Here is a 13,875-nt window from a genome sequence, read left to right on the forward strand (position 1 = left end):
CGACGGCATGCGTCAGCCCGCGCAGGCGGGCGTCGCCCTGGCGAGCCGAGGGCTTTAGCCCGACGGCATGCGCGGGATAGCGGAATAAATGCTCAATCTCCATAAATGGGTGCGCGCGCCTCCGGCGCGCAGTCGGGCGAGGACGCCCGCGCCCCCAGGACTCGACGCCATAGCCCCGCCGGGGCTTCCAGGCGCTCAGCGAGGGCTTATGGTCTTTATCCAGCCCGCGCAGGCGGGCTTCGCCTTGTCTAGCCGAGGGCTTATGGTCTTTGAGGAAATAATCCGCCATAGCCCGCGCAGGCGGGCTTTGCATTCCATAGCCGAGGGCTTCAGCCCCACGGCAAGGGCGCATACCGGATGTATTTCTCAATCTCCATCAGCCCGACGGCTAGCGCGGGATAGCGGAATAAATGCTCAATCTCCATAAATGGGTGCGCGCGCCTCCGGCGCGCAGGCGGGCGAGGACGCCCGCGCCCCCAGGACTCGACGCCCTAGCCCCGCCGGGGCTTCCCGGCGCTCAGCGAGGGCTTATAGTCTTTATCCAGCCCGCGCAGGCGGGCTTTGCCTCGCCTAGCCGGGGGCTTTAGCCCGACGGCGTGCGTCAGCCCGCGCAGGCGGGCTTCGCCCTGGATAGCCGAGGGCTTCAGCCCCACGGCTGGTGCGGGATAGCGGATTTATTTCTCAATCTCCATCAGCCCGCACGATCTCCGGAAAACGTATTGCTCACGGAAACATCGAGACAAACGAGAAGCGATGCCTGAGATGCCACGCTCCCATGACCTCAAAGTCGAACCGCGCGCGCTGGCGCGCTTCATCCCGCGCACGGTTCCGCCTGCGTTGCGCCTGCCGCCGGAGATCAACCGCCTCGACCTGCTGCACCAGGAGGGCGTCGAGGCGCTGCTGCGCGAACTCTACAATCTGCTGCGCGACCAGGGCATCACCTGTGATGTTGAGCCGCCCGCCCCGGCGATGGCGGTGCGCCAGCCGATCCGCACCATCGACACGACTCTGACTGAGAAGCGCGGTACGTGTCTCGACCTCTCGCTCCTCTTCTGCGCCGTCTGCCTGGCGCACGACCTGGCGCCGCTGCTGATTGTGCTGGAGGGGCATGCGTTTGTTGCTGTTACGACCGGACGAACGCTCCAACAACCGCATGGCGAAGGCATGCCGGCGTTCGAGCGAGGCATGCTCGCCAGTTTCGACGCACTGCGCGACCAGGTTCCCCGGCTCTATCTGCCGGTCGAGTGTACCGGTTTCGCTGCCGGGGCCGGTCTGAGCCGGGAGTATCCCGAAGGGCGCGGGCGCGAACGGCGCGATGGGTGCATGTCGTTTGATCGCGCCGTGCGGGCCGGCGAGGAATACCTCAATGCCCACATCGCGCCCGCCGGCGCGACCCCCGGCGCAGCGCAGCGCGCCTTCCTGTACGCGCTCGATATTGTAACGTTGCAGGATCGGTACGGCTTCATGCCGGTCGGCGACACGCTGCCGGGAGATACGCGGGTGTACCTGGACTCGGCGCACGCCGAAGGCGGCGCTGCCAGCGTTCGCAATCAGGGAGCGGGCGAAGCGGCGCCGTCCGCGCTGCCTGATGCCGACCGGCTCTACCAGCGTTCGGCGCATGCCGAAGGCGGCGGTGATGCGCGGGTGGAGAACCAGGGCGGCAGCGTTGCACCGCCACCGGCAAAGGCACGTCGCATCTACAGCGGTTCGGCGCACGCCGAAGGCGGCGGTAATGCCACCGTGCTCAACAACGCGCCTCAACCTGTGGCGCGCGTTGAACCGGCGACGGTGCTGGCGGTGTATGCTGCGCCGCCCGGCAGCGCGCTGCTGCACTGGGAACGCGATGTGCGCGCGCTGGGCAAGGCGCTTGCGCCCTACCCCGACCGCTTCCGTCTCGACGTTGTGCCGCTGGCGACGCCGGAAGACGTGCAGCGCGCGCTGGTGCAGTTTCGCCCGCGCTATCTGCATCTCTTCGCCCATGGCGCAGTTGATGGCATCCTGCTCGATGACGGCGAGGGCGGGCGTGGCTGGAAACTCCCTTACCCGCTGCTGGCGGAAATGGTGCGCGCCACGCCTGGCCTCCGCTGCGTCCTGCTCAGCGCCTGCGACTCGGCCTATGCCGCGAGTGCAACCGGCAGCGGCGAGCCGTACCTGATCGCCATGCGTGGCCAGGTCAGCGTCGATGCCGCGATCGCCTTTGCCGGGGGGTTCTATGAAGCCCTCGCCGCGCGCGAGGACACTCCGATTGAAGCGGCCTTCGCTCAGGGGCTGATCCGGCTGAAGCTGATTGCGCCGCTGGATGCGGAGGTTCCGCTGCTGGCGGCGGGCTGGCGCGGGTGATAGTGACAGGCAATCGAATGATAGTCGCAAGGCAACCAGGAAGTATTTGGGGAAATGAAGACAATGAACCATGAAGCGAAATTAGAACCAGAAGAGCAGGAACTCGTAGATTCATACGAGCGAGACGAATGGCGATCTGTACCAACGTTCCAGGAGAACTTGCGCCAATATCAATCCTATGCTGTCGCCACCTTTGAAGCAATAGGATTGATCAGCATCACGCTCCCGCAAGAGGATCTCAACGCCATCCGCGAGAAGGCGGCTGCCAGAGGGATGTCATATCAGGCACTGATTGCTACCATTGTGCATCAGTATGTGACGGGGGATCTGGTCGAAAAAAAGCCGCACAGCGTCTGACCCGCGCCTGCGCCCGACGCTGCTCCGCCGCGCTTTGCAGGCGGCTCATGCTCAAATCCCTGGACAGCACAACCGGGCAGTCGCAGGTGCAGGCAATGGACGCAAAAGAGAAAGTAAGCCGCGTTGTCGCGTTGCGCCTGGCAACGGAAAGAGGTACAATGATCGTCAGAGAGCCGCAACCCGTTCAAGCCTGATAAGGCACAGGCGGCACATCGCAACAGCACAGCAACTGCAGGCAATGGCGCGGCAGGGCGGAACCCCCCATCACGACAAACCACCCGGACAGGGTGACACCCGGCGTAACTCCTGCGATACAGGGGTGCGTGACTGGCAACACCACATCGCGCACGCGAATTGACCGGCTAAAGGCGCTCATCCAGGCATTCAAAGCCAATCCGCTTTACGTACTGCGCTCGCTCCGGCGCTGCGGCTCAGCCGTACATCGTCGGACGATCACCTTAAGGGAGGCTCTATGCCAACCACTCCAGTGCATTTCACGCTGGCTGACCTGGAGCAGTGGGTAGAGAAAGGCTTAATCACTCCTGAGCAACTGACAAACATACGGTCACACATCGAAGCCGCCGGGCCCGTAGCAGAGCAGGCAAAGGCTGGCCCGGAACAGCGCAAGGGGCTGAATTTCGTCTCTCTCGCCTATTACTTCGGCGGCTTTATGATTCTCCTGGCTTACACAATTTTCATGGGCCTGCAATGGGAGTCGTTAGAGTTTACCGGTCAGATTGCCATTTCTCTTTTTACTATCGTTGTTCTGTGGGCTATTGGCTATGTTCTCCAACGAAGCGGCTTTCGCATCGCCGGTGGATTGCTGATTTTTGCCGGTACAGGAATCGTGCCTTTGTTCGTTTTTACCGTGCAACGCGCACTCGGCATATGGCCTGATGACCAGACGTATGCTTATATGGAATTTTACCGGATTGTGGCACAAACCTGGATTCTGCTTGAATTAATCAGTATCGGGGTAGCGGTCATCGTCATCTGGCGCGTTCGTTTTACGTTGATCTCCTTGCTGATCGCCTTTTGGACCTGGTTCCTGTCGATGGACATCACCCGCTGGGTTTCACGGAGCGATTATTGGACCTGGTCGGATCGCGAGCAGATTGTAAGCACAACGATCGGCGTGGGAATGTTAGGACTTGGAGTCTGGCTCCAACGCAGGACAAAGCAGGATTACAGTTTCTGGTTTTATCTCTTTGGACACATCATCGTCCTGAGCCATCTATCCGCTCTGACATTGAATCGAGAAGGTTTTCTCGGCATCGTCTATCTGGCCGTCTATATATCATTCGTTGTTGCCAGCGTATGGCTTCAACGCCGCGTGTTTCTGGTGTTCGGCGCTATTGGCTGTTACAGTTACCTGAGTTACCTGGCTTTCCAGGTTTTTCAAGGGGCGTTGGGGTTTGTATTCGCGCTTGGCGTTATCGGTCTCCTGATCGTTCTGACGGCGGTGGGATACCAGAAATATCTTCGTTCCTGGTTAGAAAATCAGTTAGCGCGTTATCGAGTGGCGGCAGAGCGGTGAAATGTTCGTGCTGATGTAGCCCGTGCAGGCGGGCTTCGCCCTGGATAGCCGATAACTGATAGCCGATAACTGATAGCCGATAGCCGATAACTGATAGCCGATAGCCGATAACCGATGGTCGAGAGGGTCGCCGTTGGAGTTCGCGTAACGCGCTGGCGGGCTTCGCCTTGCATAGCCGGGGGCTTATGGTCTTTGAATAAATAATCCGCTACAGCCCGCGCCGGCGGGCTTCGCCTTGCATCGCCGGGGGCTTCAGCCCGACGGCAAAGGGCGCATACGGGGTTAAATTCTCAATCTCCATAATTGCGGTCAACGTACCGGTGCGGGGCGGGGGCGGAGACCTGACAGGTGCAGGTTTTTTGGGAAGCCCCTGCGCGCCATCTCTTGTTTCAGGCATCAGGATGCCCAAACACCCCCTTCTCCCCTTGTGGGAGAAGGGGGTTGGGGGGATGAGGGGCAAAGGCGCACGGGATTGGCGCGGAAGGGTTCGTCGCAATTCATTTCGGCATGGGTTGGCGGAAGCAGCGGGGCAGGGGCGGAAGCGGGGCGACCGAAATGAATTGCGGTCAACGTGCAGGCGCGGGGCGGGTCAGGCAGCAGGGACGTGTTCGTTCACCATCCGCGCTGGCTGCCATGGCGCGAGGGCGTCCCGCGCTCGCGGAGCGGTCGAGGGCAAGATGCCCTCGCTCCCAGGAGAAATGTGAACACGTACACAAAAAGGAAGCCGGGTCGCTGCGTTGCGCCTGACGATGGGAAGAGGTACAATAGTCACCGAAGCGCCGCAACCCGTTCAGGTCTGGTGTGAGTGTGGAAACATAAGAACTGATAATCGGTAAAAGAGATGAGTGCCAGAATTATAGAAAAAGTGATAGAACAATTGCAATCTCTGCCGTATGACTTACAGCGTCAGGTGTTAGCATTCACTCGTGCTCTGGCGCTTGCTGCGCCGCGCGGTGTGGCAGGGAGAGAGTTGTTACAGTTTGCCGGGGCAATTCCTCGCAGTGATGTTGAGTTGATGCAAAAAGCAATAGAGCAAGGATGCGAACAGGTGGATACCGATGAGTGGTAGATACCTCCTGGACACCAGCATCCTGATCGCCTTGTTCGCCAATGAGACAGCAGTCAAAGAGAAGTTAGCTCAGGCGAGTGAAGTTTTCATCCCCAGTATTGCGATAGGAGAGCTGTACTATGGGGCGTGGAAGTCGCAGATAACCTCTCATTCTCACCACCCTCACCCCGCCAGCAGCAGCGCCAGCATATACACCGTTGGCGCTGTGAACAGCAGACTATCGATCCGATCCAGGACGCCGCCGTGACCGGGGATCAGCGTACCGGCGTCTTTCAAACCAGCCTGGCGCTTGATGAACGACTCGGAGAGATCGCCGATAGGACCGACGATCCCCGCCGCGATGCCGATCAACGTCGTCGCCCAGAGCGAGAGCGGCAACCCGAACAGTGCCAGTGCCACAAATGCGCCAGCAAGCGCGCCGACCATGCCGCCAGCCGCGCCCTCCCACGTCTTGCGCGGGCTGAGTGAGGGCGCCATCCGCCGGCGTCCCCAGCGTTTGCCGACAAAATATGCGAACACATCCTGCCCCCAGGTCGTCATCAACACCAGCGCAATCCAGGCCGCGCCGGGTTGCGGCTGAAGCGGCGCCAGCAATCCGTCGCGCAGCGGCGTTTCCAGCGCCCGCATCAATACCAGGAACCCAAGGAGACCGCCGATATAGATCGCACCGCTGATCGTCAACGCCCATTCAGCCACAACGCCGTGCTGCGCATGACGCGGCGCGAACATCGCCAGGCTGACCATCACGATCAGCGCCAGGGCGGGCGCTGTCAGATCGAGAGCGGTGAGCGCCCTGATGATCGATACGCCGATCAAGATGGCGGCTGCACCCATGCCGGGCGCAGTCTGCGCCTGATACCCGCCGCGACTGAATGCCGCGTACAATTCACTCAAGCCGAGAGCAGCAGCAGCAACCAACAGCAGGGTGAAGGACCAGAAGCTCCACCACACACAGACAACCACGAGCGGCAGCAGAACCACCGCACTCAGCACACGCTGGATCAACGCGCTAGGATTCCTCTGAGAGTCCGCCGAAGCGGCGTTCGCGTTGTCCATAGTCATAAATTGCCTGACGGAGATGTTCAGGGCTGAAATCGGGCCAGTAGACCGGCGTAGTCCAGTATTCGCTGTAGGCTGCCTGCCAGATCAGGAAGTTCGAGAGGCGCCATTCGCCACTGGTGCGAATGATCAGGTCGGGGTCGGGCATCCCGCGGGTCGAGAGATGATCGCTGATCACTGCTTCGGTCACATCTTCCGGTTTCACGCCGAGCGCGATCAATTCACGCACCGCATCGACAATATCGGCGCGCCCGCCATAGTTGAAGGCGACCGCCAGCGTAATCCGGGTATTGTGGCGCGTCAATTCGATAGCATCAAGAATCTTCTGACGAAGTTCAGCGGAAATATTCTCCAGGCGCCCGAGGTGGCGCAGGCGCGCCCCTTCGCGGTGCAGATTGATCGTCTCGCGGTCGATGAAATCGCTCAAAATGCGCATCAAGCCATCGACCTCCGCCGATGGTCGTGACCAGTTTTCGGTCGAGAAGGCATACAGGGTCAGATACTGCACCCCCTGCTCCGCACACTCAGTCACAATGCGGCGAATATTCTCCGTGCCGGCGCGATGACCGGCAAGGCGCGGCAAATGGCGCTGACGCGCCCAGCGACCATTCCCATCCATGATGATAGCAATATGCCGGGGAACGCGTGCGCGCTGCGACATGGCACCAGTATCCTATCACGAAATCCAATAATCCAACGACATCAGCGGCGCAGGCGTGACCATCGACAGCATAAGGGGTTGGATGATGGATGCGCTGCCCGGTCAGGGAGCGCGCTGATCAGATTTCCATCACTTCGGCTTCTTTAGTCGCGCCGATGTGATCAAGTTCCCGAACGAAGCGATCGGTCAATTCCTGTAACTTTTCCTGGGCGCGACGATGTTCATCCTCCGAGATCATCTTCTCGTGCTCCAGGTCACGCAAATCTTCAAGCGCCTCGCGCCGAATATTGCGCAGCGCAATTTTCGACTCCTCGACGCGCGCGCGCACCAGTTTCGTTAATTCCTTGCGACGCGCTTCCGTCAGTTGCGGGATTGCCAGGCGAATGACCCGACCATCATCGGTTGGTGTAATGCCGAGTTCGGAGTTCATAATCGCCTTGGAAATCGCCTTGACGGTATTTGCATCGAACGGCTGGATCACCAGCAAACGCGGTTCGGGTACAGTAATGGTGGCGAGTTGATTCAGCGGCAGGGTCGCGCCATACGCTTCGACATGCAGATGCTCCACCAGCGCTGGCGACGCCCGCCCGGTGCGAATGGTCGCCAGATGGTTACGCAGCGCTTCCGTCGCTTTCTTCATCCGACTCTCAGCCTCACGCAGGACATCATTGACCATACGTTCCCTCGTTTCCTTCTACGCGGCAGGAATGGCGCACGCAGATGCGTCGTTCCACTGCCGTTGCCTGACCTCACTGCCCATCTGCCGGGGTTACTGGGACGGATGACTGCTGACCAGCGTCCCGACATGCTCCCCCATGACGATCCGCTCGATATTTCCGGGCGTCAGCGGATCGAACACAATGATCGGAATATTATTGTCCATACAGAACGTCAGCGCCGTGCTATCCATCACCGTAAGCCCACGGCTCAGCGCTTCCATATAACTGATATACTCGAAGCGTTTTGCGTCCGGGTAGCGACGCGGATCAGCGCTGTAGACGCCATCGACGCCATTTTTCGCCATCAGGATGACCTCGGCATGAACCTCAGCCGCACGCAGCGCCGCCGCGCTATCGGTCGTAAAGTAGGGATTGCCTGTTCCGGCAGCAAGAATGATAACCCGACCCTTTTCGAGGTGGCGCGTCGCGCGGCGGCGGATGTACGGTTCGGCGACCTCGTCCATTTTAATGGCGGTCATCGCGCGTGTAAAGATACCCCGGCGCTCCAATGCGTCCTGAAGCGCCAGTGCATTAATGATCGTCGCCAGCATCCCCATATAGTGCGACTGTGCTGCGTCCATCCCGCGGGCAATCGCCTGATTGCCGCGCCAGATATTTCCGCCGCCCAGCACAACGGCGACCTGCACGCCATGGCGGTGGACGCGCTCGATTTCTTCGGCATAGTAATCGAGCATGTTCGGATCGATCGAGTGCGTGCCCTTGCCGGCAAGCGCTTCGCCGCTGAGTTTCAGCAGGATGCGGCGATATCGAGGTTCAGCCATGACGCCTCCACACATCGGGCGCACCCAGTCATATCGACGACTGCATACGCTCAGCGCACGCAGTCGTCGTCTGGCGGCGCCGCTTCTGGCTTAGCCGCCAATTTCATACCGGACAAAGCGGCGCACGACGATATTCTCACGAATTCTGGCTATCGCCGCCTGGATTTTTTCCTCGATCGTCTGCGACGAGTCTTTGATGAACACCTGCTTCAGCAGGACATGTTCCTGATAGAACTTATCGGGCGACAGACCGCTGGCGGCGATCTCGCTCTCGGGGACCTCTTCGGGGCGCAGGTAGCGTGGATTCATCGCCGCGACCTGCATGGCAATATCGCGCGCCAGCTGGATAAAGTCATCGGTGCGGGCAACGAAGTCGGTTTCGCAGTTCAGTTCGACCATTGCCGCGACGCGCGCGCCGTGGTGGATGTACACTTCGATGCGTCCTTCTTTCGCTTCACGACCGGCGACTTTATCGCTCACGCGCAACCCGCGCTTGCGCAGTTCTTCGATAGCCTTCTCGATGTCGCCGTTGGTTTGTTCGAGAATATCCTTGCACTCCTTAACGCCAGCGCCGGTGCGCTCGCGCAGTTCCTTCACCATTTGCGCAGTGATTTCAGCCACGATGACTCCTTATCTCTCTGACATAAAAACAGGGAAGAGCGAAGGCTGCACTGCTGCCTTCAGTCTTCCTTGCCCCTCTGTACCACCGCTTTACTCGACCGCCTCAGCTTCCCTGGCGATCAACTGAGCCGTCATCTCCTGCTCATAGCCGGCGCCGTGCACGTCGGCCTGAAGCGACTCGCGTCGATTCTGACCTTCGATGGCGGCGTCGGCGATTTTCGCGGCAATCAGACGAATGCTGCGGATCGCATCGTCGTTGCACGGAATGACATAATCAATCAGGTCGGGGTCGCAGTTGGTATCGACCATCGCCACGACTGGAATGCCGGTTTTGTTGGCTTCCTTGACAGCGAGGGCTTCCTTGTGCGGGTCGACGATGAAGAGCGCCCCTGGCAACCGGTCCATCGTCTTCATACCGCCGAAGACCTTGTTGAGTTTTTCGATCTCCGCGTCGAGCTTCAGCGCTTCGGCTTTGGTCAGTTTGTTGAACTCACCCCGTGCGCGTTGATCCTCGAGATCGTTCAGGTAGCGCAACCGCTTGCGCATGGTGGCAAAGTTGGTCAGTGTGCCGCCGAGCCAGCGCTGGGTGACATAGAACTGCCCCGCGCGCGTCGCCTCTTCAGCGATGGTTTCCTGCGCCTGCTTCTTGGTGCCGACGAACAGCACCTTCTGACCTGCCGCGACTGTTTCAACGATGAACTGGTACGCTTCGGTGAGACCGGTGATCGTTTTCTGAAGATCGATGATGTGAATGCCGTTGCGCGCCGTGAAGATGTACGGCCGCATCTTTGGATTCCAGCGCTTGGTCTGGTGTCCGAAGTGCGCTCCCGACTCAAGCAGTGCTCGCATCGAAACGAGACGCTGCGCTCCCTGGGTCATGCCTGAGTGCTCCTTGTTTTTCAGATCGGCAGGTTGCACCTGCCTGACGAATGCCTCCACCGCTCCTGAACGCGCCGCACGACCGGTTTGACCGGCAGGAGAGGCGGGCGATAGAGCGATGTGTGGAATGAAGCGCGCTTCAGCGCGCCGTCTGGTAGTATAGCATACAAGCAGGGGGCGGGCAAATCCGCCCCGATTTTGCAGATTACGGGGCGGTATGGTACGATGGCGTCGAAACAGGTGCAGGGAAAGCGTTATCTGTCCGGCAGCCCTGAACGACGGGGGGCGGATGGGGGAAGGTGGCGCGCCGGAGTCTCTTTCGAGTCAAGAGCGCGCCTCGCGGTATGCGATATGCCCGATGTTTCACATGAAGCAGTGGCGCCCGGCGGCAAGCCGCGCATTCTGTTTGCGATCTCGGATACCGGCGGCGGTCACCGCTCGGGAGCGCAGGCAATCGCCGCTGCGATTGAACAGCAGGTCGGCGAAGCAGTCGAAACATATATCATTGATATCTTCGCTCACACCGGCGTGCCGGTGGTTCGGAACGCCCCGGTGGTCTACGATAAACTCTCGACGCGCTGGCTCCCGCTCTATGATGCCCTTTATCGCATGACTGACGGTCGCCGGCGTATCGATGCATTGACCGGCGTTGTCTATCTGGCGGCGCATCGCAATATTTTGCGTGTGCTCGAAGCCGTGCGCCCGACGCTCGTGGTTTCGGTGCATCCGTTGCTTAACCGTCTGGTTGGCAATGCGCGCCGCACGTATCGCCTCTCGTTTCGCTTTATCACCGTTGTGACCGACCTGGTCAGCCTGCATGCATCATGGGCCGACCCGAGCGCGGAATTGTGCATTGTGCCGACCGATGAGGCGTTCGAGCGTATGCTGCGTCTGGGAATGCCGCCAGAGAAACTGATGCGCACCGGGTTCCCGGTGCATCCGAAGTTTGCGGCATACCATCGGACGCGCGATGAAGCGCAGACGATCCTGGGCCTCTCGCCAGAGTTGTTTACCGTTCTGGTGACGAGCGGCGGGGTTGGATCCGGCAATATGGAGCAACTGGTGCGCAATATCCATACTGCGTATCCACAGATCCAGTTGCTGGCAGTGACCGGCAGAAACAGTGCGTTGCGTGAACGGCTCGAGAAGAGTGGTTTCGGTCCGAATGTGCATATCTTCGGCTTCGTCACGAATATGGAAGAGTTGATGGCGGCGAGCGATATTGTGATCTCGAAGGCGGGTCCGGGCACGCTGATGGAAGCGCTGGTGATGCGCCGTCCGGTGATTGTGACGCAGGCGGTTGGGATGCAGGAACGTGGCAATATCGATTTTGTGCTGAACCATGAACTGGGTCTGTTTTGCCCGACGATCGATCGGATTGTGCCGGTGCTGGCAGAGTTGATGGAACCGTCAACGTATGCAGCGACGGCTGCGCGCCTGGTCGATGCCGTTCCGCGCGATGGCGCGATGCAGATTGCATCTATTCTGCTTGAACAGTTGCACCTTGAGCCGCCGGTCCGTCGGTATCGACGCTTCCGCCTCCCTTCTGTACGGATGCTGCGCCCGCGTGCGATTGTGCGGCGGCTGCGCCTGCCGCGGGTGAGAGGACTCGTGCGCTGGCGGAGACCGTTGCCAGGGAGACGAAGGTGAACGTTGAATGTTGAAGGAGGGACGGTTGAAGGTTGGGGGGTGAAGGTTGAAGGTGGGACGGTTACTCTAATAACTCCCTGCTAAACGTCTTTGGAAGCCGCATGACCGAAGGTTCAAGCAGATCATCGGATCGACGCTGGTGGATTGCAGGATGGACAGTTGCCACAGCGCTTTTGTGCATGTGGTGTGGGGTGTTTGCTGGCGTTGGCGGTTGGGTTGCCGGGCGCGACATTGGGCGGCGCGAAGCCCGTCTGGAACTGAGTGCGACTGCTGCGGTGCAGCCGGTGTTGCCCGATCTGGGTGTGCTGGTGACGCGCCTTGACCGGAGCGGTCCGGCGGCACGCGCAGGGGTTGCGCGCGGTGATGTGATTGTCGCGATCGAGGGGGTCTACGTGCAGGATGCGCGCGACCTGCGCGAACAACTCTTGCGCTATCGCCCCGGTGATACCGTTCGGTTGACCCTTCTCCGCGATCGTGGAGAACAAACAGTTAATGTCGCGCTCAATGCGTTTCCCGGCAATCCGAGGATGCCGTACCTTGGCGTGTACTACACTGCCCGTGGCGAAGAACCGGCTGATCTGTGATGCGCTTTTCTGACTCGTCAGACGTACCGGTGACCGACGTTGCTCCTGCGCCCCGATCACGGCGAGTTGTGCTGCTGCTGGCAGCGCTTGCCGGTCTCTGCTGGGCAGGCGCGCTGGCGATGCTGCTCTGGGGTGTGGTGGATCGGCAGCAGCCATACGATGCGCCCGAACGCATGGTATATTATATGGTAGTTGTGTCCGCCGCGCTCCTGACGTTTGTCCCGATCGAGCGTCAGTTTCACCTGACAGGTTTGAGTGTCGAGGGTCTGCTGGGCACAGGTTTATTGCTCTATACGCTGGCATTTGTGCCCCCGCCTGTCGAATGGTTGCTCTCGCCGCCGGATGCACCAGTCTATGCTGTGATGGCGCTGGCTGTGTTCTGGTTCTTTTCGTCGATTGCAATGCCGCTGCTGTATGCGTCAGGGCAACGTATCTTCCACCAGCGCGCGCGGCGCTATGATCGGCGGCGTGCACGTCGTCAGGCGTATGAGATCGGGTTGCTGGCGGCATTGACGGTGATACTCGCGGGTCTGCGGGCGCTTACTCCGGTTGCGGTTGCGCTGATCGCGCTGATTATCGGTGTTGCTGAATTGTTGTTTCTGTCGTTTGTCGAGCCTGAGCCATGATCCAGATTACTATCATCGGTGTTGGTTTGATCGGCGCATCACTCGGTATGGCGCTGCGTTCCGCTCCTGAGCGCGAGTCTCCGCTGGGCGCCATAACGGTCACCGGTTTCGATCTCGATCCGCGTACACTGGCGGAGGCGCGTGGACGTCTGGCTATTGATCGCGAGGCGCGTACGCTGGCAGACGCAGTGCGTGACGCGCATCTGGTGATTGTCGCAACGCCGGTGCAGACGATCCGTCAGGTGTTTGCCGATCTTGCGCCGCTGCTCCCCCCCGGAGCAACGGTCACCGATGTGGCGAGCACCAAGGCGCAGGTTCTCGCCTGGGCGCGTGAACTGTTGCCCGCAACCGTTGATTTCATCGGCGGGCATCCGATGGCAGGAAGCGAAAAGTCCGGTCCTGCCGCTGCTTCGCCCGATCTCTTCCGCAATGCTATCTACTGTCTCGCACCGCAGGAAAACGCCCGCGAAACGGCAGTGCGCCTGGTTGAGGCGATGGTGGATCAGATCGGCGCCAAACTCTACTATATCGATCCGGTCGAACACGACGCTTATGTGGCCGGTGTTTCGCATCTGCCCTTCATGCTTTCGACGGCGCTGGTGGATGTGGTGAGTCGCAGTCCCGGATGGCGTGAGATGGCGCCACTGGCGGCGACCGGTTTTCGTGATGTGACCCGTCTGGCATCGGGCAGCGCCGAGATGCATCGTGATATTTGCCTGACCAATCGAGAAGCGCTGGCGCGCTGGCTCGATGAGATGGCGCGTCGCCTGACGGAACTGCGCGATCAGGTTGCCGCAGGTGATGGCGAAGGGTTGCTGGAGTGGTTTCGCCACGCGCAGGACGTGCGTGATCAGTGGCTGGCGGAGCGCCCTAACATGCGCCCCGGTGAGCAGGAATTCAATGCGATGATCGATATGGCATACGACCGACCGGGTCTCTTCGGGCGCTGGGGACCGGGATCGCGTCAACGCAAGCAGTCATAGCAGGATAG

15 protein-coding genes are annotated in these 13,875 nt (G+C 60.2%); 9 read left to right on the top strand and 6 right to left on the bottom strand.

The features are described 5' to 3' along the window. The first annotated feature begins 753 nt into the window (after window positions 1–753). The 5 genes from ROSERS_RS10400 to ROSERS_RS27385 all read left to right on the top strand — a co-directional run bounded on the left by ROSERS_RS10400 (window position 754) and on the right by ROSERS_RS27385 (window position 5,550). A complete protein-coding gene (locus tag ROSERS_RS10400; protein WP_011956742.1) occupies window positions 754–2,340 on the top strand; it encodes a CHAT domain-containing protein in 1,587 nt (528 codons plus the stop codon). Between the two features lie 63 nt (window positions 2,341–2,403). Beyond that, complete coding sequence (locus ROSERS_RS10405) at window positions 2,404–2,697, top strand: ribbon-helix-helix protein, CopG family (protein ID WP_011956743.1); 294 nt, start codon at window positions 2,404–2,406, stop codon at window positions 2,695–2,697. A gap of 472 nt (window positions 2,698–3,169) precedes the next feature. Further along, window positions 3,170–4,234: a DUF2157 domain-containing protein gene (locus ROSERS_RS10410; protein WP_011956744.1), complete on the top strand. Its 1,065-nt coding sequence runs from the start codon at window positions 3,170–3,172 to the stop codon at window positions 4,232–4,234. Between the two features lie 841 nt (window positions 4,235–5,075). Further along, window positions 5,076–5,303, top strand: coding sequence for a hypothetical protein (locus tag ROSERS_RS10415; protein ID WP_011956745.1), 228 nt, complete (start codon window positions 5,076–5,078; stop codon window positions 5,301–5,303). Then, window positions 5,293–5,550: a PIN domain-containing protein gene (locus tag ROSERS_RS27385; RefSeq protein WP_083763287.1), complete on the top strand. Its 258-nt coding sequence runs from the start codon at window positions 5,293–5,295 to the stop codon at window positions 5,548–5,550. Before ROSERS_RS10415 ends, ROSERS_RS27385 begins: the two co-directional genes overlap by 11 nt. Here ROSERS_RS27385 and ROSERS_RS10420 read toward each other — a convergent pair. The 6 genes from ROSERS_RS10420 to rpsB all read right to left on the bottom strand — a co-directional run bounded on the left by ROSERS_RS10420 (window position 5,466) and on the right by rpsB (window position 10,024). After that, window positions 5,466–6,308 (bottom strand): phosphatidate cytidylyltransferase, encoded by an 843-nt coding sequence (locus ROSERS_RS10420; protein WP_011956746.1) that lies wholly within the window; start codon window positions 6,306–6,308, stop codon window positions 5,466–5,468. The genes ROSERS_RS27385 and ROSERS_RS10420 overlap by 85 nt on opposite strands. A 4-nt stretch (window positions 6,309–6,312) precedes the next feature. Continuing rightward, a complete protein-coding gene (locus ROSERS_RS10425) occupies window positions 6,313–7,023 on the bottom strand; it encodes an isoprenyl transferase (RefSeq protein WP_011956747.1) in 711 nt (236 codons plus the stop codon). Between the two features lie 118 nt (window positions 7,024–7,141). After that, complete coding sequence (gene frr, locus ROSERS_RS10430; protein ID WP_011956748.1) at window positions 7,142–7,699, bottom strand: ribosome recycling factor; 558 nt, start codon at window positions 7,697–7,699, stop codon at window positions 7,142–7,144. Between the two features lie 93 nt (window positions 7,700–7,792). Next, window positions 7,793–8,524 carry a UMP kinase gene (pyrH, locus tag ROSERS_RS10435; RefSeq protein WP_041333457.1) on the bottom strand — a complete coding sequence of 244 codons (732 nt, stop codon included), beginning with the start codon at window positions 8,522–8,524 and terminating at the stop codon, window positions 7,793–7,795. 90 nt (window positions 8,525–8,614) lie between these two features. Beyond that, complete coding sequence (tsf, locus tag ROSERS_RS10440; protein WP_011956750.1) at window positions 8,615–9,145, bottom strand: translation elongation factor Ts; 531 nt, start codon at window positions 9,143–9,145, stop codon at window positions 8,615–8,617. Between the two features lie 90 nt (window positions 9,146–9,235). Next, a complete protein-coding gene (gene rpsB / locus ROSERS_RS10445) occupies window positions 9,236–10,024 on the bottom strand; it encodes a 30S ribosomal protein S2 (RefSeq protein ID WP_011956751.1) in 789 nt (262 codons plus the stop codon). A gap of 351 nt (window positions 10,025–10,375) precedes the next feature. Between rpsB and ROSERS_RS10450 the strand changes: the two genes are divergently transcribed. The 4 genes from ROSERS_RS10450 (at window position 10,376) to ROSERS_RS10470 (ending at window position 13,867) form a co-directional block, all read left to right on the top strand. Beyond that, window positions 10,376–11,674 carry an MGDG synthase family glycosyltransferase gene (locus ROSERS_RS10450; protein WP_011956752.1) on the top strand — a complete coding sequence of 433 codons (1,299 nt, stop codon included), beginning with the start codon at window positions 10,376–10,378 and terminating at the stop codon, window positions 11,672–11,674. A gap of 101 nt (window positions 11,675–11,775) precedes the next feature. Then, entirely contained in the window at window positions 11,776–12,258 is a 483-nt protein-coding gene (locus tag ROSERS_RS24120) for a S1C family serine protease (RefSeq protein ID WP_083763288.1), read from the top strand. After that, window positions 12,258–12,884: a hypothetical protein gene (locus ROSERS_RS10465; protein WP_011956753.1), complete on the top strand. Its 627-nt coding sequence runs from the start codon at window positions 12,258–12,260 to the stop codon at window positions 12,882–12,884. The genes ROSERS_RS24120 and ROSERS_RS10465 overlap by 1 nt, the downstream gene beginning before the upstream one ends. Next, window positions 12,881–13,867 (top strand): prephenate dehydrogenase, encoded by a 987-nt coding sequence (locus ROSERS_RS10470; RefSeq protein WP_011956754.1) that lies wholly within the window; start codon window positions 12,881–12,883, stop codon window positions 13,865–13,867. The genes ROSERS_RS10465 and ROSERS_RS10470 overlap by 4 nt, the downstream gene beginning before the upstream one ends. The last annotated feature ends 8 nt before the right edge of the window (window positions 13,868–13,875 follow it).

Origin of the sequence: Roseiflexus sp. RS-1, from assembly GCF_000016665.1 — a bacterium.
Taxonomy (GTDB): Bacteria; Chloroflexota; Chloroflexia; order Chloroflexales; family Roseiflexaceae; genus Roseiflexus.